General features: G+C 33.7%; 16 protein-coding genes, 1 tRNA gene and 1 other annotated feature. Of the genes, 4 read left to right on the top strand and 13 right to left on the bottom strand.

The genetic code is table 11. The annotated features are described in order from the left end of the window. Window positions 1-32: 32 nt before the first annotated feature. Both H0I41_RS03340 and H0I41_RS03335 read right to left on the bottom strand, forming a co-directional pair. Window positions 33-1,349, bottom strand: coding sequence for a C1 family peptidase (locus H0I41_RS03340; RefSeq protein WP_011162283.1), 1,317 nt, complete (start codon window positions 1,347-1,349; stop codon window positions 33-35). A 159-nt stretch (window positions 1,350-1,508) separates the two neighbouring features. Then, window positions 1,509-1,874, bottom strand: coding sequence for a pyridoxamine 5'-phosphate oxidase family protein (locus H0I41_RS03335; protein ID WP_135014131.1), 366 nt, complete (start codon window positions 1,872-1,874; stop codon window positions 1,509-1,511). A gap of 362 nt (window positions 1,875-2,236) precedes the next feature. Then, window positions 2,237-2,476 (top strand) — a binding site (T-box leader). Between the two features lie 79 nt (window positions 2,477-2,555). On the opposite strand from H0I41_RS03335, the gene H0I41_RS03330 reads away from it, so the two are divergent. Next, window positions 2,556-4,310: an oligopeptide ABC transporter substrate-binding protein gene (locus H0I41_RS03330; RefSeq protein ID WP_004897048.1), complete on the top strand. Its 1,755-nt coding sequence runs from the start codon at window positions 2,556-2,558 to the stop codon at window positions 4,308-4,310. An 86-nt stretch (window positions 4,311-4,396) separates the two neighbouring features. Here H0I41_RS03330 and H0I41_RS03325 read toward each other — a convergent pair whose 3' ends face one another. Further along, entirely contained in the window at window positions 4,397-4,834 is a 438-nt protein-coding gene (locus H0I41_RS03325) for a MerR family transcriptional regulator (RefSeq protein WP_004897047.1), read from the bottom strand. A gap of 176 nt (window positions 4,835-5,010) precedes the next feature. Here H0I41_RS03325 and H0I41_RS03320 point away from each other — a divergent pair, with 176 nt between their 5' ends. Then, complete coding sequence (locus H0I41_RS03320) at window positions 5,011-6,483, top strand: MDR family MFS transporter (protein ID WP_011162284.1); 1,473 nt, start codon at window positions 5,011-5,013, stop codon at window positions 6,481-6,483. Next, a complete protein-coding gene (locus H0I41_RS03315; RefSeq protein WP_182094585.1) occupies window positions 6,483-7,043 on the top strand; it encodes a DUF4811 domain-containing protein in 561 nt (186 codons plus the stop codon). Before H0I41_RS03320 ends, H0I41_RS03315 begins: the two co-directional genes overlap by 1 nt. Before the next feature lie 49 nt (window positions 7,044-7,092). On the opposite strand, the gene H0I41_RS03310 is transcribed toward H0I41_RS03315, so the two are convergent. The 8 genes from H0I41_RS03310 to H0I41_RS03275 form a co-directional block, all read right to left on the bottom strand. Next, a complete protein-coding gene (locus H0I41_RS03310; RefSeq protein ID WP_011162286.1) occupies window positions 7,093-7,881 on the bottom strand; it encodes a glycosyltransferase in 789 nt (262 codons plus the stop codon). A 284-nt stretch (window positions 7,882-8,165) separates the two neighbouring features. Then, the gene (locus H0I41_RS03305) at window positions 8,166-8,753 is read right to left on the bottom strand and encodes a Fic/DOC family protein (RefSeq protein ID WP_004897043.1); all 588 of its coding nucleotides are present in this window, start codon (window positions 8,751-8,753) and stop codon (window positions 8,166-8,168) included. Further along, complete coding sequence (locus H0I41_RS03300) at window positions 8,746-9,165, bottom strand: helix-turn-helix domain-containing protein (RefSeq protein WP_135014129.1); 420 nt, start codon at window positions 9,163-9,165, stop codon at window positions 8,746-8,748. Before H0I41_RS03300 ends, H0I41_RS03305 begins: the two co-directional genes overlap by 8 nt. Window positions 9,166-9,310: 145 nt before the next feature. Beyond that, on the bottom strand, window positions 9,311-11,122 hold the full coding sequence (gene glmS, locus H0I41_RS03295; RefSeq protein WP_053107201.1) for a glutamine--fructose-6-phosphate transaminase (isomerizing): 1,812 nt from the start codon (window positions 11,120-11,122) through the stop codon (window positions 9,311-9,313). Between the two features lie 266 nt (window positions 11,123-11,388). Further along, window positions 11,389-13,005 (bottom strand): ABC transporter ATP-binding protein, encoded by a 1,617-nt coding sequence (locus H0I41_RS03290; protein ID WP_011162289.1) that lies wholly within the window; start codon window positions 13,003-13,005, stop codon window positions 11,389-11,391. Window positions 13,006-13,448: 443 nt separating this feature from the next. After that, window positions 13,449-13,522: transfer RNA gene (locus H0I41_RS03285), tRNA-Arg, on the bottom strand. 158 nt (window positions 13,523-13,680) lie between these two features. Beyond that, window positions 13,681-14,451 (bottom strand): Cof-type HAD-IIB family hydrolase, encoded by a 771-nt coding sequence (locus H0I41_RS03280; RefSeq protein ID WP_011162290.1) that lies wholly within the window; start codon window positions 14,449-14,451, stop codon window positions 13,681-13,683. 86 nt (window positions 14,452-14,537) lie between these two features. Further along, window positions 14,538-17,072, bottom strand: coding sequence for a M1 family metallopeptidase (locus tag H0I41_RS03275; protein ID WP_135014128.1), 2,535 nt, complete (start codon window positions 17,070-17,072; stop codon window positions 14,538-14,540). A gap of 197 nt (window positions 17,073-17,269) precedes the next feature. On the opposite strand from H0I41_RS03275, the gene H0I41_RS03270 reads away from it, so the two are divergent. Then, window positions 17,270-19,654: a Xaa-Pro dipeptidyl-peptidase gene (locus H0I41_RS03270; RefSeq protein ID WP_135014127.1), complete on the top strand. Its 2,385-nt coding sequence runs from the start codon at window positions 17,270-17,272 to the stop codon at window positions 19,652-19,654. 168 nt (window positions 19,655-19,822) lie between these two features. Here the strand turns inward: H0I41_RS03270 and H0I41_RS03265 are convergent, their stop codons facing one another. Then, window positions 19,823-21,097, bottom strand: a complete 1,275-nt coding sequence (locus H0I41_RS03265) for a sensor histidine kinase (protein WP_004897032.1) — start codon at window positions 21,095-21,097, stop codon at window positions 19,823-19,825. Between the two features lie 10 nt (window positions 21,098-21,107). Next, window positions 21,108-21,773 (bottom strand): response regulator transcription factor, encoded by a 666-nt coding sequence (locus tag H0I41_RS03260; RefSeq protein WP_135014126.1) that lies wholly within the window; start codon window positions 21,771-21,773, stop codon window positions 21,108-21,110. Between the last annotated feature and the right edge of the window lies 1 nt (window position 21,774).

Raw genomic sequence — 21,774 nt, 5'->3', positions numbered from 1 at the left:
TTGCTAATCAGACCAAAGATAAGTTCGATTTATTATAGTCCAATGTGTTCCCAAGGTTTTAAGTCAATAGCTGGCTCTTCCCAGAGTTTAACTAAATCGTCAGACAAATATTTCTTATCAACAACGACATCATACACATATTCTTCAAACCACTTCTGGCTCATTTCGTAGAATCCTTTATGGCCATACTTATCACCCCAAGAATTTTCTACTTTCCATTTGCGAATTTCGCCATTATCTTCATCTACACCGACTAAGGTCATATCATGGGTTGCAGCTCCTTCACCAGTAGCTAAACGATCTGCTTTACTCATTTGAGTATCAACACTAAATAGATCATCCGTTTTGTATAATTCAGTATCAAGAAAACCAGTCTTACGTTCCATCTGCTTTAAAACGTCATTTCCAAAAATAACTGCTTTTCCATCTTTTAATTGTGCTGCAGCTGCTCTTGCTAACACTTCAATTGGTACATTTAGGCCAGTAATCGGAGTACCACCAGCCACATTATCGTATAAACCTTGGTGATAGCGTTTGTTGTAATCATAATTAGGTGAATTCAATAAAACAACGTAATCATCCCAATTAAAGTCTTTTAAATATTTTTCAGCAAATTGACGTGGCGTTAAATCCTTTTCTAAATGATATTTCTTATCGTCGTCTCGGTACTCTAAATCAAATTTCTTAGGTGGCTCACCCAAAGCAACTGCTGCCATTCGGTAAACCTCATTTAAAAATTCCCTCTTAGCTTTTTCAGCTTCTTCTAGCTTACCTTCTTGAACTAATTTACGAAGTACCAAAGCATCTTTTCTTTCTTTACGAGCTAAGGAATCGATTAAAGCACTAGTATTATTTGAAGTTGCATTTTCTGGCATTGCATATGATGGAACAACACCATATTTTTTAACCAGATTAATAGCCATTTGCCACAATCCACCATCTTGACCTGCAAAGTCAAACCAAGTTTCGACTTCACGATCATCAATTGGTTTATCAGCTAAGCGAATCATACTATCATAAAAAGCATTTGCTCTCTCAATCTTATCCCAAAAGAAATTATAAGCTTGTGAGAAAGTAAAATCTTTAACATGATACTTTTGGCCAAAATGATGACGCAAAACATTTAAAGTAGCAAATTCCCAACAACGTCCAGAATGCTTTTGATCAGTAACTCCACCGATATCTAATTCAGTTGAAAAAGTGTGATTTAATCGCTTTGAAACTTCATCATTAAATGATGCTTCAAATAATCCACTTCGACGTGCAGCTCTAGAAGCAATTTTATTTTTATCATTTTTGTTAAAGTCTGCAGAAAAAGCCGCTAATTCTTGTTCAGATAAGGCACCCATTATATCTCTCCTTTTGTCTTCATCAATTTAATTAATTTTAATCTTACATTAATATAGAAAATAAGCAAGTTTTATAACAAAAAAGACTAAGTATTCTTAAATACCTAGTCTCTTTATTAAATAATTTAAAATGTAGACAGAAAAATATCTTTTCTATAATTATTCAAAAATTTCATCAATATCAAGTACTACTGCAAATGCGTTTGGCGTATCGGTACCAGAAACAATCTTCTTTGCATATTCATCATCTTCATGAACATGTGGCGTAGCCAAAACTTGAACAGCAGTATGGGATGGTACATCAGCTGCTACTAATGCTACTTTTGAACCATTTTTAATATTTTCAAAAGCTGCACCTTTAGTTTTTTCAAGATATTGCATATGAGATGGGTCTAATACTGTCATTGAACCTTTAGGACCAACTTGTGGATTGCCATTTTCATCAACAGTAGCAATGTAAACTAAATTGTTCTTAAAAAGGTCAGCTTGTTTATCAGTTAATTTATTTGTGTTTAATTTTTTCATAGTATATAGTTCCTTTCTACTACTAATCAATTATAAGTATAGGCCTATTTAATAAAAAAATCTTCTTTTTTGCTCAAATTTTTATAATATTTAATTAAATTAAATAACATTTATACCAAATATCAATCTATATAAATAGCTTTTTCTTTTTTATTGTCTTATTAATGAGTCAAATTTAATAACATTTAGCTTATATGAAATCGTTTTATTTTTCATTAACATCAGGAATTTTTTATTCCTTATCCATCTTGATAAGCCTCATTAAGCTATAAATAAAAAATTATATTAAAAATAAGAAAAATATAATTTAATGTTGACTTATTTTCAAAACGGCGTAATATTATGGTCACAAACATTATTATCAAACAGCTTTGATAAGGAAAAGTAATTAGGAAATCGTCTTTCAGAGAATTTCTGGTTGGTGTGAAGAAATAGATAGATTCTTAATGAAAATCACCTTTGAGCGTAAACTACGATTTAGAGTGGTTTAAGGGACAGCCCTTTATAGCGACGGCGTATCGTTCTCCTGTATTGAACCGTACGTTAATTAAAGACTAGTTTTCTAGTAAAAATAGGTGGTACAGCGACAAGACGCCCTATTGGATCAAATTGATCTAATAGGGCGTCTTTTTGTTTTCTTAATCATGCTGTTAGTGGATTTTTGACGAAAGGAGATTTTATATGAAGATGTCAAAGTCCAAACTGCTGTATGTAACTCTCGCAAGCTCTCTTACGATATTCGCAACTGCTTGTGGTGCTAAGAAAACTGATTCCAGTAATCAGACAATCAAGTTTTCTCAGAATGTCCCCAAGAAAGCCATTAAAAAAGGTGGCACTCTTACCTATGCACTAGAAAACGAATCACCTTTTACTGGAATTTTTCTCTCAGAAATTGCTGATACCAGTCCAGATGTAGAGGCTGCCGCTCCGGGAGACGAGTCACTGTTTTCAATCAATGATCAATATCAAATTACTGATAAAGGAGCTGCCACGTTAAAATTAAATCATCACGATAATACAGCTAAAATCAAGGTAAAGGACAAAGTTCGCTGGTCAGATGGTAAACCAGTAGTTGCCAAAGATCTAGAGTACTCTTATGAAATTCTTGCCAATCCTAAGGTTCAAACTACTCAATATACTTCTTCATTAGAAAATATTAAAGGTATGGCTGAATATCATCAAGGAAAAGCCAAAGAAATTTCTGGAATTGAAATGCCAGATGGTCCTAACGGGAAGACATTAATTCTTCATTTCAAAGAATTAAAACCAGCAATGCTAAATGCTGCTAGTGGTTTTTACTGGGAACATGCCGCTCCTTATCACTATTTGAAAAAAGTACCATTCGAAAAATTAGTATCTAGTGATCAAGTTAGAAAGCATCCCCTCTACTTTGGTCCTTACAAGATGGATAAGACAGTTCAGGGTCAATCAACTAGCTGGTCTAGAAATCCGTATTATTGGCGTGGAAAACCTAATTTTGCTCATATCTACATGTCAAATATTACTAATTCAAATGTTTCCCAAGCAATCAAAAGCCACAAATTTGATGTAGCCAGTGTTTTAGACTCTCAATGGCTACAAGTCAAAAATACTAAGGGAGTTAATTTCGTTGGCAAAAAGACTCTCAGCTACAACTACCTAGCCTTTAAAGTTGGTAAATGGGATCAAAAACTAGGAAAAAATGTAGAAAATCCTCATGCCAAAATGAATAACCCCGCCTTAAGAAAAGCAATGGCTTATGCTATGAATGTAGATGTTATTAATAATCGTTTTTATCATGGCTTAAAATTCAGAGTTAATTCACTAATTCCTTCACAATTTACGCCATATTACGATAAAAACATTCCAACTTATTCTTATAACTTAAATAAAGCTAATGAATTATTAGATAAAGCTGGCTACAAAAAAGCTCCTGGTGCCCTTTACAGACGTCAGCCTAACGGTAAGCCTTTAGTAATTAATATAGCTGTGCGTGGATCAGGCGAAAACAGCGAGGCGATCTGGCGCAACTATATCCAGCAATGGAAAAAAGCCGGCCTAAACGTTAAGTTTCTTGGCGGTCGCCCAATGGAATTTAATCGCTGGGTTGCCGCAGTTAAATCTAGTGATCCAAAAATTGATGTACTTGAAGGAAGCTGGGGCGCTGCCGGTGACCCTTCTCCAAGCGTATTTTATGGTGAAAAAATGCCATATAACTTTGCCCGCTTTGTGTCTCCAACTAATACTAAACTTTTAGATGAAATTGATTCTGCCAAATCTTTTGATAAAAATTATCGAGTACAAAAATTCCATGAATGGCAAAGATGGATGTACAATAAAGCTTACGTCGTTCCAACTAGTGGAGCTTACTCGGTTACTGCAGTTAACAGTAAGGTTACGGGATGGTCATTAAAACCATCTGCTAATGTTTGGTATGAAGCTGGCTTTAGCAAATAATTCATAAATCACAACTAATCAACATATATAACTTTAATATCGACTTGTCCTAAAAATGAAGTATCTATAAATGGATACTTCATTTTTTATTTATCAATTTTTAGATATCGACCATGCTCATCGACTACGCCTTTAAAATGATACTTTTGACCATCTTGCACTAAAAGTTCTCCCAAGTCGATCTCACCGTAGGCTTTATCTGCATCCGTAATAGTTACATCATTAAAAGTGTGTTCAAAAAAATTTCTCACAATTTTACTTTTTACTTTAATATCTTTTGAGCGCTCAAAGGCTGCAGATAAAGTAAATCCCTGATCAAGTTGAGTTTTAATAAAAATAATTAAATATAAAGTTGAAAGAGTATATCTTCTAACTCCACTTTGATTATCATCGACCGGCTTAATATATCCCTTTTCTTCCCAATACCGTAACTGTCTTTGCGAAACACCAACCGTTTTACTTACTTCGCCTATTCCGACTTCAATATTTTGAAACACATCATGAAATATCTTTTTTGCTTCCATTTTTTTATCCTTAAATATCATAATCTCAATTCTAGTTTAAAATCTTATGACAGTTTTAGCAACATATATGTCAAAGATAATTACATGTTTGTAAGATTATTTGACAATCATTTTCTTTAAGATTATAGTTTTTATAGTTAAATTTTAATATTAATAACTTAGAAAGGATCTTCAAAATGGATAAACAACCCACCGATATTCATGGAAAGTCCTATAATCGAAACTTACTGGTATTAGTTTTAATTATTGGTTCTTTCTGTACTGTGTTAAACGGGACATTGCTTGCTACTGCTCTACCTTCAATAATGCGTTCCTTTCATATCAGCACTGCAACTGCTGAATGGCTTTCAACAGCATTTTTGCTAGTTAACGGAGTAATGATCCCAATTTCCGCATGGCTAATCAATCGCTTTGGATCAAGAAAAATGTACTTGAGTGCAATGTCTGTTTTCTTTATTGGAACAGTTATCGCAGCAATTGCACCGAACTTTGGTACCCTACTTGCTGGTAGAATTATTCAAGGATTAGGTGTTGGAGTCACGATGCCTCTTCTTCAAACCATTATGCTTTCTATCTTTCCAGCTAATAAACGTGGGGCTGCTATGGGAACTGTTGGTATTGTTATCGGCTTAGCTCCTGCCATCGGCCCAACTTTATCTGGATGGATCGTTGATAATCTTTCTTGGCGCTACTTATTTAGTATTATTGCCCCAATTGCTGGCGTGGTTATTATATTAGCTTTCTTTTTAATTAAAGATGTACTCCCTACTAAAAAAGAAAAAATTGATATTTTATCTGTAACCACTTCTACTGTTGGATTTGGGAGCTTACTTTATGGTTTCTCCGAGGCCGGCAACAAAGGTTGGACTAATCCAGAAATTTTAATGTTTATTGGTGTAGGGATAGTATTTGTCATCATCTTCGGTCTTCGTCAATTGAAAATGTCAGATCCTTTCTTAGATATTACTGTGTTCAAACACTTTGAATTTTCTTTAGCTGCAGCCCTTAGTGGTATTACAAATTTGGCCATGGTTGGTATCGAGATGGTGCTACCTTTATATATTCAAAACTTACGGGGAGTATCTGCATTTCATTCAGGTTTAATGCTTTTGCCAGGTGCTCTAATGATTGGAATTATGTCACCAATTACGGGACGTTTATTCGATAAATATGGTGCCCGCAAGATGGCCATTACGGGAATGACCCTTTTAACATTAGGTACAATCCCATTTGTATTTTTGACTGAGCAAAGTTCCTATACCATGATTATCGTTTTATATGCAATCAGAATGGTCGGAGTAGCCTTAGTTATGATGAATGTTACTACTTCTGGGATGAACTCATTGCCTTTAGACAAGATTTCACACGGAACTGCAGTAAACAATACATTTAGACAAGTTTTAAGTTCAATTGGTACTGCCATTTTAGTCTCTGTCTTAACTACTACGACTAACAACAACATGCCAAGTAAAGAATTACTGAAAACTTTACCACTTCAATATAAAAATCAAGCTATTAATGCTACTTTAGATGGGTTCCATGCTTCATTTGCTATGAGTATTGTCTTTGCTTTAATTGCTTTGGTTCTTGCTTTCTTCCTCAAGAAAGGTAACCGTGCCCGTGAAAATCAAGAAGAGGTGAATGGATAATGATAATCGTAATTTTAATCTTAGCAGCAATTTTATTTATTTACTTCAACGTCATCCCTGGTAAAGGACATACTATAATCTCCTGGCTTTCTTTAACTGTTACATCACTTTGTATTCTGGGGATTGTTGCACATGACTATAATCACTGGGGAATGAAGACTGAGACACAAATAAGTAAACAAAGTCTCGTCTCAAGTGCTAATCCCAATCTTCCCCTTCTACTTTATCAACCTCTAGATAATGGTACAGAAAAAGTATACTTATATAAAACTAACAATGAACAAAAAAAGCCAAAGGCTATTAAACTTGATAAAGTATCGACCGAAATTAAATATAGCGCGCAAGCCAATCTTCAAATAGAAACCACTCGATATGTTTACCGAGATAATTTTAGTCGAATTATGTTTGGAGTCTTTAGTCATAATAATGAACTCAAACAGAGAAAATATATTTTTACCATTCCATCAAGCTGGAAAGTAATTTCAACTAAAGATATGAAAAAATTACAAAAGCAACTAGAAGAAAAAATGCAGGCCCAAAAAGCTGCAGGCCTTCATTAATTTTTATCTATATCCTAAAAAAGAAACGTCTATACGGACGTTTCTTTTTTTACTTTCCTTTTCCATTTTCATAGGCAAGAATTTTACTTGCTAAGGAAAATTCTTTATCTAAGTCTTTTAAATAAAGATCATTTTCATTTTTACCAACATTCTTATTAAACAAGCCCTGCGCTTGTGTATCAGGAATTCCTTCACGCATTTTTTCTATTTTTAAACTACATACTACCGTTGGTACATTTGATAATACTTCGACTAATTTTAACCATAAATCATCTACTGTAATGTAGTGCTTAATATAATCTAAATTAAATAATAGCTTTTCATCTAATAGATGAGGTGGGTATAAAACACTGCCAGCCCCCGTAGCTAATAATTTCATCGATGGCTGTTCATACTTTTGACTGCACCAATTCCAATCATCATATGCTTTAATCGATCCATCATCATTAAAAGTTATTTCATGTGCTCTTCCCGTGACAATACATTTCGGAAATTTTAAGTACGTTTTATATAATTCTGATAGCATTTCTTTGTAGTAAATAACATCATCATCTACTGTAACAATAATATCGTCAGGAAACTCTTGCATAGCATAGTAATATTTTTTATGCGGTTTTAGATCTAAGGGAACAAAGCGATATTCAATTCCCCTATCGCGTAATTCAAGAAGAGATGATGGAAGATGACTTTCTTTAATATCATCAGTCAGATAAACTAAAATTTTATCGGCTTTTTTAGTCTGATTAAGCAAACTTTTAAGGCAAATAGATAGTGTATTCAACCTATCCCCATAGCTTGTCAAAGAAACAATTATCCGAGGATTCAATGCCTTTTTCATACTGCTCATCCCTTTCAGTTTAATATTATTAATAATTATCTCTTGATAGCGTTTTATAATAAATTAATATGCTCATTATTTACTATTTTTAAGACCCAATTTATAAACAAAACAAAAAAGCTACAATCATTTCTGATTGTAGCTCAACATGATCTTAATGAAGAAAAATAAATTGTTACACTTCTTAAAGGAGAAGTTTTCGGATCAGTCATCTATATCTTAGTCCATTTTTCTTCCATTGTTAAATCCAAATCTTTAATATAACAAATATCGGTTCAAGTTATCTAATGAGCAACTTTCTTTGCTTTAGCATTAACTCTAATTAGACTAGCAATTTGATCAATATCTGCATTATTTTGGGCAATAATCAGGTCTTTGTTTGAACGTGGATAATCAATCACTTGACCATGATTGGCAGCAAAAGCTTGTAAAAATAATTTACTGCTTCTCCCATTTCCCTCTCTAAAGGGATGAAGATAATTTAATCTATCCAGTAAAAAAGCATAGTCAACATTTGCAAGTTCTTTTTTAGAAGACAATTGTTGTATCTTTTCGTCTATTTCTTCAATTCCAAAATTAATACGAGAATACTCTAAAAACTCTGTCTCTCCTTTAACTAATTCATAATCTCTAATTTGACCAGCCCAATCGTAAAGCCAACCAAACATAATTTTATGAATTTTTTTCAAATCTTCAACACTAGTGATTTTCTTATTCTTTCTCAAAAAAGCCACGGCCCGAATTCCTGAGCCTAAGTATTCTTTTTGTGCTAATTCTGCCGCATCAGTAATATTGAGCTTATTTTTAAGCGTACCATTTGGGTAAAGAAATTTTTGACGATACCATTCAGAATCCTTTTCGGCCTCATTCATTTTCTTCACCCCAAATCCGAGCAATTTCACTTTTAATCTCCTTAGATGGATTAATCGCCTCATCAAGTAGCATTAAAATATCCTCTTCATCTGGTTGCCAACCCTCTAAGTGTTCACTTTCTACAACAAATCTAATTTGTTCATACATTTCTGGATCTTCAATATAAATGCCTTGAATCATTTGATTAGTGTCATTAATTTTCAAAGAATAAACTGGATCAAGTAATTCCAGTAAATCTCCTGGTCGCATATTTAAAGATGACGATAATGCCGATAAAATTGTACTTGACCAATTATCTGGATTCTCATTAAGTGCATCTTCTAAATCTTTTTCCATTAAAGAATTACTTTGTGAAATATCCTTTAAGGTTAAATGATGATTTGTAAGTAAAATTGATATTTTTGATAACATAATTGCCCTCGTTCATTTTTACCTTACTATATTTATATATTTTAAATCAAAATTGGATTTTTCACTAAAGAATTACATAAAAAAATAGAGAATTAGCACCTTTAGAATTCCTAATTCTCTATTTTAATAATTAATCTAAATTCTATTATTCAACTGTAACACTCTTAGCCAAGTTACGTGGCTTATCTACATCAAGGCCCTTATCTTTTGATGCATAATATGCAAGAAGTTGAGCTGGCACAACAGTTAATAGAGCAGACATATAATAGTTAATTTCTGGTAAAACTACATTGTCCCCTTCTCTAGCAAAGTCTTTACCAGCAATAGTAACAACGTTAGCACCTCTAGAAACAACTTCTTGAATATTTCCGCGCGTTAAATCAGCTGTTGCAGGATCATTAATTAAGGCAATTACTGGGGTATCTTTTTCGATAAGAGAAATAGTACCATGCTTTAATTCAGCTGCTGCAAATCCTTCAGTTTGAATATATGAAACTTCTTTAAGTTTTAATGCTCCTTCTAAGGCTACTGCATAATCAATTCCGCGTCCAATGTAGAAAGCATTTCGAGACTTAATTAGGTATTTATCAGCAATCTCTTTCAAACTTTCTTTACTGTCAACAAGTTGCTGCATCCCTTCTGCTGCAATAGCTAAATCATGCTTTAAATTCCAATCTTTAGCTTCTGCTTTATTAAGTGCTTCGCCCAACGCCTTAGCCAGAACTGCTTGAACAGCAATTTGGGCAGTGTATGCCTTAGTAGATGCAACTGCAATTTCAGGACCAGCTTCTAAGAGCATAGTGTAGTCTGCTTCTCTTGATAAAGTTGAACCTTCTACATTAGTGATTGTTAAACTTGGGATATTACGCTTATTAACTTCTTTTAAAACAACACGAGAATCAGCGGTTTCTCCTGACTGAGTTAAGAAAATAAAGAATGGATTCTTACTCATCATTGGGAAGTGATAACCAGCTTCTGAGGCCAAACCAACTTCAGTTGGGATTCCAGTATAATGCTCTAACATTGTCTTACCAACTAAACCAGCATGATAACTGGTCCCAGCAGCGTAAATATAAATACGATCTGCTTTTGAAATAGAATCAATAATTTTTGGATCAACCTTAACATCATCATTTTCATCAAAATAAGTTTGAGAAATTTTACGCATTACGCTTGGTTGTTCATCAATTTCTTTGAGCATGTAAAATTCGTAAGTTCCCTTTGAGGCTGCATTAGGATCAATATCTAATACATGGGGCTTACGTTCAACCTTTTTACCATCAACAGTTTCGATTGTGTAAGAATCTTTAGTAATGTCACCAACATCACCATCTTGTAAATCAACAAAAGTTTTGGTTTGATCTAAAACAGAAATTGCATCAGAAGCAATAATATTGAAACCATCGCCAAGCCCTAACATCATTGGTGACTTGTTTTTAGCAATAAAAACATGCTCTGGTTCAGTATCATCAACTAAAAGGAAAGCATATGAACCCTTGACTAATTTTAAAGCTTCTTTAAACGCAGAAAAACCATCTAAATTCTTCTCACGCGCAATCTTACTAACTAATTGGACAACTACTTCAGTATCAGTATTAGAGTGGAACTTTACATCTTGTAAGTATTTTTCCTTTAATTCTGCATAATTTTCAATAACACCATTATGAACTAGGTAAAAACGCTTAGTTTCATCAAAGTGAGGGTGAGCATTATCCACTGTTGGCTTACCATGTGTAGCCCAACGAGTATGACCAATTCCTACTAATCCTTGTTCATCAGGAGTTAGTTTTTCTTTTAAGTTAGAAATTCTACCGACTGCTTTTGTTAAATATTCGTTTCCATTTAAGTCATTTAAATATATACCTGCAGAATCGTAACCACGATATTCTAAGTTAGTTAAGCCATTTAAAATAATATCTCTTGCAGGTTTTCCAACAACACCAACAATTCCACACATAAGTTTTCTCCTTTGGTATAGTTCATTTAAGTTAAATGGACTATATTTATTTTGCTGTTATACTAGCAATAATAACCCTATTAAAGAAATTGGTCAAGATGTTTTATCTATAATTGGTCTATATCAAAAGATGAAAAAATTGCACAAAAAAAAAGACGCTCCATACGGAGCGTCATATCAGTGATTTGGTGCTCATAAAAAATATATAGAAAAGCTTACATTTTTCTTTGCAATCCATTTCATCTTTATTCATCAAATGAAATACGCTACTCTTTCACCTCATTTAAATTAATCACTTCATTAGCCAATTGTTTTATTTCTTCTCTTAGATGATGAGTTACCATTATAACCGTTGTATTCTTCTTTGATAAAATTGCCTTTTCAAGTTTAACACTAGCAGACTTATCTAATGCAGAAGTTGCTTCATCTAATAAATAAATAGGTTTATCTCGCAGAATTTCTCTAGCAAATGAAATACGTTGCTTCTGTCCACCTGATAATTGCTTTCCCTGATCACTCAATACAGTATCCACGCCATTGGAAAGTTTAGCGATCATATCTTCAAGGCCACATTCATGAATAGCGTTATTTATTTTAGCATCAGGTATATTTTTGCCTAGAGTCAAGTTCCACTTTAAAGAAGCTGAAAAGATATAAGGATCTTGTTGTAAATATGATATTTTTTCATGTAAGTCATTGTCTGAAATTGCTGAATAGCTTATATCATTCATTTTTATATCACCACTATTGTTTCTTAGTAGTCCCGCAACTAAATTAAGAATGGTGGACTTACCGGCAGCTGAATCACCTACCAAGATGTATTTATTATTAAGCTGGAAATCTAAATTTAAATTTTGGAATAGAGGCTTATCGTTTTTAGAATATTTGTATGAAATATTGTTAAATTTTATATTACCTAATTCTACATTTTTAAATATTTGCTCATTATCCTTCTTATCAAATCCTGATTTGAATTTCTGGATAATCGGTTTAACTGATTTGAACTCTTGCCAATTAAAACTAATACCACTTAACTCTGCAAATATAGTGCCAGCAAAGAACTGGGCACCGCTAATGGTTCCTACCGGAGTCAAATTATGCAATATTAGCCAACCGGTTTGTCCCAAAATAATCACCTGACTAATAAATGCCAACCCATTTGTAATAGCCTGTGTGATCCCAGCTGTTTTAGCATATTGTACGGTATGCTTTTTAACATCATCTGAAGACTTATTAATTTTCGTTACGATAGTCTGAGGTAAATTGGCAAGAAAAAGAGTATTAAATCCATTTAGTATATCGTTTATTGTATTGACTAAGCGTTCATTAGCATGGGTATATTCCAAGGATTTTTTAGCCAATATTTTTGAGAACAGATTTGGAACGATACCCATAATAATTGTCAAAACCACCACAGTAATTACTAGACTGAAATTGAAGTAGGCTAATGTTAACATGCCAAAGATTATTTCAAACACTTGCCTGACAATCATTAGAAAATCAGCGATACCAAAATTATTAATTGTAGTTATATCATTGGTTAGCCATGAACTATAGGTAGATACAGTTTGCTTATGAAAAGTAGCGTAATTAGATCTTGATAATTCAGTAGCGATATCTTTTCTAATTAACTTATCTACATTTTGTGAGAATTTAGCTTGTTCAATATTAACCAAACAATTTACTATTGCGTAAACAATGTAGGCTAATCCCATTACTGCAACCCACATAAAGAATTCATTTGCTCTAAATTTTGCAACAGCACTCAAGGCATTTGCGCTAGAGATACCGGCTAAAGTTAGAAAACCTGCATTAACAACTATTAGAAATACCACAAACAGGAATTCCCATTTTAATTTTCTAAAATATTTTAATAATTCCATATATACTCCTTGGTTTATTAAATTTTAATTTAAATAATAAATATAAAATTAAAATAAATCAATATTTTTTAACAAAAATAAAATAAGAATCACACCATAAAATCTACTTAAAATTAATCTATTGATGAGTAATTGAGAATATTAAGAGTTCAATTATTAGAAAAATTATGTCATAAACGAAAACCCGATAGCACAAATTGCACTAAGTGGTCAAAAAAGTATTACTTTTTGAACCGGTAATACTTTTTTAGAATTCCTTGTATCTCTTTGCTGTAATTTAAATGCAGTATATTTAAAGCTTGTTGCAAAATCACTGATATAGTTCTTTTAAAAATAATTTCATTAACTTAAAGAGAGCAACAAATAAATTAGCTTGGGGGTCATTTGGGTGTCAAATAAAAAATTGCACAAAAAAAGACGCCCCATACGGAGCGTCATATCAGTGATTTGGGTGAGATTCGAACTCACGACCCACGGTTTAGAAGACCGTTGCTCTATCCAGCTGAGCTACCAAACCAAATTCCTTAACAGAACATATTCTAGTATAGGGAAAAGAGACTTATATGTCAATTACTTTTTTGAATTTTTTTGATTTTAATTTAAATTTTTTATCTACACCATTTTTAAGAATACAAAAATAAGGAACAACAACTAATATTTGTCATTCCTTTTACTTTAAATCAACTTATAGTGCTTGCATGCATTAAAGATGCCATCTGCATCAATATTAGTAGTTACATAGTCTGCAATATGCTTTACTTGCTCTTCGCCGTTCCCCATTGCAACTCCAATTTTAACAGCTTTTAACATTTCTAAATCATTTTCCCCGTCACCAAAAGCCATTGCATCTGCTAAAGTTTGACCTTGCAGGTCTAGGTACTTTTCAATACCAGCTAATTTACCACCGTCTTTTGAGATGATATCTACTGCGTATTCATTCCACCAACTTAATTTACAATTAGGTAAATCATTCACTAAATTTTTTAATTTTTCTCGATCTCCATATGCAATAAATTGATAGACTTTTTCTCCGTGGTATTCACCAACGGGTGCAACCTTACTTGAAACAGCTTTTTGAGCAGCTACAACCTCATCAGTTACAAAATTAATATAAGGGCCTTCTTTACCAATTGTAGTAATTGGAACAGTTTTTTCTTTAATTAATTGGACCATTTTTTCAGTATCCTTCTCATCAATTGGATTACCAAAAATTTCTTTTCCATTTCCATCTAAACAAAGTTGACCATTCATCGTCAAATAACCGTCAAATTTCAAATCTTTGACTGGTAATTTTTTCAATTGACTCATATCACGGCCTGTAGCTAGCACTAATTTATAGCCATTTTCATGTAAAAGTTTAAGTGCCTTCCTAGTACTTTCTGGAACGCTATCAGTTTTATGAGAAACTAACGTCCCGTCCACATCAAAAAATATTGTTTTTACCAAATCATGTCACCTCTATCCTTCAAATTATATCAAAAATGCGCTTTCAAAACCGAAAGCGCATCTTTTAATTATTTATTTTTCAAATTTTAGTCAACAGCTTTAGCAATTGCAGCGTTAACAGCAGCCTGTTCTCTCTTAACTAAGTTAACCTTAGTTTCAATTACCTTAGTATCCATCTTAATTTCACGAGTTAAGCCTGGAGTATTGACCTTTGGTTCAAAGAAGTCTTTGAATTGATTCAATCTTTCTTCAGTATGGAAAATATTCGCAGTTACAGTAATAAAGGTTGCAAATTCCATATCTCCACCTACAGTTGCTTCAAGCCATGGCCACTCTAGCCTAATCCAGTTCCAAGCTTGTTCTTGGCCAAATGGATTAGCTAAAACATTACGGTACCATGCACGTAAGTCTTGTGGCTTAATAATTTCAGAATTTTCAAAGTCATCAACAATTGCATCAATGATTTCAGGCATTTTAGTTGAAGTAATACCAGCACACAAGTCTTGCTTCAAACTTGCATCAGAAGTTTCTTGATACTTCTTAAGAAGTTTATCAAATAAGGTCATGTTACCAAAGTTCTTAACTTCGTTAACCAAAACAGCACTTCTAATATCGGCGGAAATACCTTCTAAGTTATCAGAGTTTTCTGAATAGATAGCATGTAGACCGTTAATTGTCTCATCATTACCAGCATATAAGGAAGCTGCAACAACATATGGTCTAGTTAAGTTATCGTCATTAGATTCACCAGCTTTTGGAAGTAATCCTAGACGCTTAACTTGTTTTTCAGAAAGCAAATTATAAAGCTTCTTTAAGTCTTTTTCTTCCTTAGAATCTGGAGTTACAAAATTACGTAAAGTAGTCATAATTCTGTATAAGGCATTATTAACAATTGGTGAAGTAGAATCTGCAAACTTAGGAAGAAGGGGAACAATATCTGCATAAGACATGTGACCACCTTCAGCTAATAATCTGAAGTCTTGTAGTAATTGCAATTTATCAACTGCATCCAATTCATCAATGTGGTTCAAAATATCATCAAGTAAAGTCTTATCATACTTAACAATGAAGTCTGAATTGTTGCCTACATTTAAACGGAATGGAACACCAGTGTCAGCAATTAAATCAGCATAGTCACCAACAACTAATTTTTCATCCTTCATAATCTTTGGAACAGCGGCGTAATTTGAATTTAGTGGGATTTGCCACTTACGTCCTACTTCCTTACCTTCACCGATAAAGAATTGTTTTTGAGTTAAAACTAACTTACCATCTTCAACTTTTGCGCTTACTACTGGGTAACCTGGTTGTTCAAGCCAAGAATGCATAATCGCACCAATGTCTAAGCCACTTGCTTCTCCAAGTGCCTTCCATAAGTCATCCCCAGTTGCATTACCATATTTATGAGCAGCAAAGTAGTTCTTCAAGCCTTCACGAAGAGCTTCATCTCCAAGTAAGGCACGAACCATTACTAACATTCTTGATCCCTTTGCATAAACAATAGCCGAGTCAAATAAGGCATCAATTTCAGCTGGATCATTAACCATAACATGAACAGATTGAACACCGTCTGTTGCATCTCTTTGGAGAGCTGCTAGAACTTCTGAAGTTTGGAACATTTCCCAAATCTTCCAATTTGGTTCTAAGGCATCAATAGCCACATATTCCATCATATTAGCAAAACTTTCGTTAAGCCATAGATTATCCCACCACTTCATAGTTACTAAGTCTCCGAACCATTGGTGAGCTAATTCATGAGCAATAACTGTAGCAACTAATTGCTTCATTTCTAATGAAGTGTTGTCAGGATCAAGTAATAAGTATGCTTCACGATAAGTTACACAGCCCCAGTTTTCCATCGCACCAGCTGAAAAGTCAGGAAGTGCTACTTGATATGAATGCTCTAATGGATATGGAGTTTCATAGAAATCTTCAAAGAATTCAATTGAACGCTTAGCAATATCTAAGGCAAAATCTAATTCTTTTGCTTGGTGAGCTCTTGTAGCAAAAACACCAATTTCAACGCCAGATTTTGTCTTAGTCAATTTTCTTTGCATATCACCAAAGACAAAAGCAACTAAATAACTAGACATACGTAGAGTTGGTTTAAAGTAGTGAACACCATCTTTAAACTTCTCTTCTGGTTGGTTAGAAATAATACTTTCACCAGGTTTTTCATCAAACTTAATTGCAAGTGCAAAAGTAGCTTTTGCTTCTGGTTCATCAACACATGGGAAGGCTTGACGAGCAAAGGTGGTTTCAAATTGTGTACCAATTAATTGCTTCTTTTCACCATCAACTTCGTAGTAAGAAGGATAGATTCCCATCATTGTATCAGTCAACTTACCTTCGAAGTCAACTTCAATTTTCATCTTACCTACTTTTCCAGCTTCAATATTAATTACTTCATCTTTATCGTTGTAATTAAAGTCAGCCTTCTTTTGATCTACTCTAACAGAGGTAATCTTTAAGTACTTTTGATTTAGCTTGACTAATTCTTCTTGTGCTTCACCGATTACAACAGTCTTACCATGAAATCTCTTCTTTTCACGACTAATATCTAAATAGATATCATAGTGTTCCGGATAAAAAGTTTCATAAAAGCGTTTTACTTCTGTCATATTTTGACCTCCAATATTTTAACTTCTCAACTATTTATTATAAGAAATTAAAATCTTACTTACCAGTTTTTGGATTAAATTAAAAATAATTTAGGCTATCCTACATAATTTAAAATATTGTTTCATTCTTCTTTTATTCAATTAAAACTAGTAAAATAAAAATTAAGAGAAAAGACAAAAAAGGAGTGCTTTTTATAATGAAATATAATCAATATGGTTATCTAAAAACAGACTTTGACCAAATGGTTAAAGAACTACAATCTATTAACTTCTTACCTAATGATTGGAAAGAAAATAGTTTTTCCGGCCTTTTAGCAACACTAGTTGAAAACTCCGTTGCCGAAGCCAAAACTTATGGTGCAAAAGAAGCCAAATTAGCAGAATTTGCAGTTAGTGATCATAAAAATTTAAAAGATTTTCTAGCTGAAAATCCTAATTCAATTTCACGTAACCAATTTTATAATATTGCCTTGCAATTACTCGGCTATCATGTTGGCTACGATTATGACTTAAATGATCCATTAGCACGAATGAAGGCTAATGCCCTTCCTTATACTGATCAAGAAGAAATTGATCGTAATGAATTAGTTAAAGTCTTCTACCGCCTACTTAACACTCGCGCTAAAAATGGCCAAACTTTCATTGATAATATGGCTGGTAAAGGTTACTTCACCCAGTTTTATGGTAATAATAAATTTATGTACTTTAATGGTAAGTCACTCCCAGTTTTTGATATGAGTAAGGTTATTCGTGAAGTGGTTTATGTTGAAAGTGACCTTGATACTGATGAAGATGGCAAACCTGATTTACTTCAAGTCACAGTCTTTCGTCCTTATCAATCAAACAACTTCAAGTTCCCTGCTCTCTATACGGCAGATCCATACTTTGGCGGAATTATTGCTAATGAAAAACGAAACCACAATGTAGATATCAACCTAGAAGATGCTACTAAGAGTACTTACCCTAAGTATGAGGCAATGCCTACTGCTAAAGCTCAAAAGCCCGCTAGTGAAGATCAAGCCGCTACAGAAGAAGCAGTACACAAAGCAGCCTATTCGCTAAATGAATATTTATTAGCACGCGGATTTGCAAATGTTTATGCTGGTGCCATTGGAACACGCGGTTCCGACGGTTTAAGAATTACTGGTGCACCAGAAGAAACTGAAAGTGCTAAAGAAATTATTGAATGGCTTCATGGTGACCGTATTGCCTATACTGACAGAACTAGAAAGCATGAGACAAAAGCTTCCTGGTGTAATGGGAATATCGGAATGACTGGTCGTTCATACCTTGGTACTCTTCAAATTGCAATTGCTACTACAGGGGTGAAGGGACTTAAAACTGTAGTTTCTGAAGCTGCAATTTCTTCTTGGTATGATTACTACCGCGAGCATGGATTAGTCATTGCTCCAGAGGCTTGCCAAGGAGAAGACTTAGATATGCTGGCTGAAACTTGTCAGTCTAATCTTTGGGATGCAGGTGACTATCTAAAAATCAAACCTAAATACGATGCAATGCAAAAGCGGCTTTTAGAAAAATCAGATCGTGAAACTGGCCAATATTCTGATTTTTGGGAAGCTAGAAATTATCGTCACCACACTGATAATATTAAATGCTCTTGGATTTCAGTTCATGGTCTTAATGACTGGAATGTTAAGCCTAAGAATGTTTATAAGATTTGGCAAAAAGTTTCTAAATTACCAATTGCACATAAACTATTCTTACACCAAGGTCCGCACTACAACATGAATAATCTTCTTTCCATTGACTTTTCTGATTTAATGAACCTCTGGTTCTGTCATGAATTGTTAGACATTAAAAATAATGCTTACAAGCAATGGGAAGATGTAATGATTCAAGATAATCTACAACCAGATATCTGGCATGAAGAACCAACTTGGAATAATGAATTAGGTAAAAAAGAAATTTACTTCCCAGATAAGAGTGGCAGCCTCTTAAAAGATGGCGGAGAAGATAATGATAAAGTTTCATTTACAGACCAAGGTGGAAAAATCTTTAAAGAGGCTAAGATTTCTGAAGGAAAATGGCAGTACGACTTCATTTCTGGAGAAGAAAAATGGCTTGATCAACAATTGCGTTTTGTAACTGATGAATTCATTCATACTGTTACAGTAGTTGGTCGTCCTAAGATTAAAATGAGTATTTCTACTTCTCTTCCTAAAGGACAAATTTCTGTAGCTTTAGTTGATCTAGGTACTAGAAAACGTCTCACTCCAATTCCTAAGTCATTTAATGATCAAATTCAAGAATTGGGTTATCGCTTCGGCACCGAGGTAATGAAGGAATTCGTTCCTGATAAAGAAACTAAGGCTAAATTAATTACTAAAGGTCACATGAATGTTCAAAACTATGCAGATATGAAACATGCCGAAAAAGTTGAACCTGGTAAATTCTATGACTTAGAATTTGAACTACAACCTACCTTCTATCGCTTGCCAGCTGGTGCCCGATTAGGTTTAATTATCTACTCAACCGACCAAGGGATGACCAAGCGTCCACTAGAAGAAGAAACTTATACTATTAATTTAGATAAGACACAATTGATTTTTCATGAGATGTAATTAGTTGATGATACTAAGGCTTAACTTCTAGTTAAAGAAAGGAGTGAGACCATATGGAAACATCAAGTTCAACAATGTATTGGATATTATTTTAAATAATAATATTTTAAAATTTACAGTATGCAAAAAGCAGCTAGTCTTCAAAAAACGAAAACTACCTGCTTTTTCTTATTTTGCTAATTTCAAAATTACTGTAAAGATAATCATATCATCTTTATGACTAACATGAATTTTCCCATGAAATGTGTGAACAATCTCTTGTGCCATTGCTAATCCAATTCCAAATCCTGATTGCTTCGAATTGTGTGATTCATCTTCTCGATAGAAGCGCTCAAAGAAATGCGAATAATCTTTTCCTTTTCCTTCTTTATAAGTATTAGCAACCTTTAAGATGGCATTTGTTCCTAGCCTTCCTTTAGTTAAGGTTACCTGCACTTTCCCATCTTTATCGCAATATTTACGTGCATTGTCTAGTAAGATGTTAATCAGTTCACTTAAAACATTTTTCTCTGCCTTAACATATAAATCTGGCATAATCATTCCACTATATTTAAGATTATTTTTTTGCATTACAGACTTAAAGCTATTGACATTCTTTTTAACAATTTCAGAAAAATCCACTTTATTTAGGACCACTTCACCAGTTTCACCAGTTCGAGCTAGTGCAATTAATCGGTTAATTAACCTTGTTAATCGATCAACTTGTTCCTTGGTGCTTTTATTCCATTCAGAATTATTGCCTAACATCTCTTCCATTTCGGTATTAGCAGCAATAATGGCCAAAGGAGTTTTTAATTCATGACCAGCATTGGTAATAAACTCACGCTGTTTACGATATGTTGTAATAATTGGACCGATCGCCTTTTTAGAAACCAAAATCAATACCAAGGCAAAAACAATCAAAGCACCAATTCCTAAAACAATCGATACCCTAACTAGGAGAGAAAAACGATGATAAATCAGCGATTCATTTAAATAAACAATAAACTTACGACCAGTCTGATTTTTCCCAACACGGTAAGCATACTGATTATTACCAATTGTCACTACGCCGTCTGTTGTCTTATCCTTAAAAATTCTCTTACTTGTACTAAGAATTTCAGCTCGTCCAACATCATAAACATTGTCATCATTTACTATCCGCGGATTACTCTGCGGAGTTTCGGCAACAGTGAAGTAACGGTATTGAAAAACTGCCTCCGGATTATATTCCCCTGCTAAGAAATTTTTATTAATTGGATCTTTTTGATTACCAAAGACTGGCTTAGCATTCCGCGGGGTTAATTGTCCTTGATTGTTCACCAAGGCTGTTAAAACTCGATCCACTTCATTATGACTTTGAGTATAGCTAACTCCTAATAAAGCACCTAAGGTGATTACTAGTACTATAAACAAGGCTGTAATCGACATTCCAATAAATTTCCAACGAAACTTTTGGATCATTTTAGCTCACCTACCTAATTAAGGAAAAACTACCACCTTTTTCACCGACAATCTGAACTGAGCTTTGAATCGACTGCAACTTTTGTCTTAAGTAAGAAATATAAATCCAGACTACATCTTCACTAGCTTCCTCATCATCTTTCCAAACATGTGCTAGTAAATCTGAAGTTGAAAATTCTTTTCCTTCATTAAGCATTAAGTAATTCAAAAGCTGTGTTTCTTTACTTCCTAAACGAATCGAATTGTGACTGACTAACTCTTGTTCAGCAACATTTAAAGCCAGGTCTCCTACTTCAACCTCATTAGGTGTATATTGATCGTCTCGTCGCTCTTTTGAACGTAAACGTGCTAGCAACTCTTTCAGTGAGAATGGCTTAGTTAAATAATCATCAGCTCCGCTATCTAAACCAGTTACTCGATCATCAACGTCTGCTTTTGCGGTTAACATTAAAACATAAGTCTTATCGCCACTCTTGCGAATTTCCTTTAGAGCAGTAATTCCATCCATGACTGGCATCATAATATCTAAGATAATAACGTCATATGAATTCTTCCTAGCAAGTTCAACTGCATCCCGTCCATTAAAAACAGGATCCACCTCATAATTAACACTCTGCATTGCGGCTACCAAAACACGAGATAACTGTTCTTCATCTTCTGCAAGCAAAATTTTCATT

Origin of the sequence: Lactobacillus johnsonii (assembly GCF_014058685.1) — a bacterium.
Taxonomy (GTDB): domain Bacteria; phylum Bacillota; class Bacilli; order Lactobacillales; family Lactobacillaceae; genus Lactobacillus.
This window is presented reverse-complemented; position numbering and strand designations above follow the sequence as displayed.

Excerpts from the sequence above, each read along its gene's own strand:
- H0I41_RS03340 (WP_011162283.1), bottom strand. The coding sequence starts at position 1,349 with ATGGGTGCCTTATCTGAACAAGAATTAGCGGCTTTTTCTGCAGACTTT.
- H0I41_RS03335 (WP_135014131.1), bottom strand. The coding sequence starts at position 1,874 with ATGAAAAAATTAAACACAAATAAATTAACTGATAAACAAGCTGACCTT.
- H0I41_RS03330 (WP_004897048.1), top strand. The coding sequence starts at position 2,556 with ATGAAGATGTCAAAGTCCAAACTGCTGTATGTAACTCTCGCAAGCTCT.
- H0I41_RS03325 (WP_004897047.1), bottom strand. The coding sequence starts at position 4,834 with ATGGAAGCAAAAAAGATATTTCATGATGTGTTTCAAAATATTGAAGTC.
- H0I41_RS03320 (WP_011162284.1), top strand. The coding sequence starts at position 5,011 with ATGGATAAACAACCCACCGATATTCATGGAAAGTCCTATAATCGAAAC.
- H0I41_RS03315 (WP_182094585.1), top strand. The coding sequence starts at position 6,483 with ATGATAATCGTAATTTTAATCTTAGCAGCAATTTTATTTATTTACTTC.
- H0I41_RS03310 (WP_011162286.1), bottom strand. The coding sequence starts at position 7,881 with ATGAAAAAGGCATTGAATCCTCGGATAATTGTTTCTTTGACAAGCTAT.
- H0I41_RS03305 (WP_004897043.1), bottom strand. The coding sequence starts at position 8,753 with ATGAATGAGGCCGAAAAGGATTCTGAATGGTATCGTCAAAAATTTCTT.
- H0I41_RS03300 (WP_135014129.1), bottom strand. The coding sequence starts at position 9,165 with ATGTTATCAAAAATATCAATTTTACTTACAAATCATCATTTAACCTTA.
- glmS (WP_053107201.1), bottom strand. The coding sequence starts at position 11,122 with ATGTGTGGAATTGTTGGTGTTGTTGGAAAACCTGCAAGAGATATTATT.
- H0I41_RS03290 (WP_011162289.1), bottom strand. The coding sequence starts at position 13,005 with ATGGAATTATTAAAATATTTTAGAAAATTAAAATGGGAATTCCTGTTT.
- H0I41_RS03275 (WP_135014128.1), bottom strand. The coding sequence starts at position 17,072 with ATGACAGAAGTAAAACGCTTTTATGAAACTTTTTATCCGGAACACTAT.
- H0I41_RS03270 (WP_135014127.1), top strand. The coding sequence starts at position 17,270 with ATGAAATATAATCAATATGGTTATCTAAAAACAGACTTTGACCAAATG.
- H0I41_RS03265 (WP_004897032.1), bottom strand. The coding sequence starts at position 21,097 with ATGATCCAAAAGTTTCGTTGGAAATTTATTGGAATGTCGATTACAGCC.
- H0I41_RS03260 (WP_135014126.1), bottom strand. The coding sequence starts at position 21,773 with ATGAAAATTTTGCTTGCAGAAGATGAAGAACAGTTATCTCGTGTTTTG.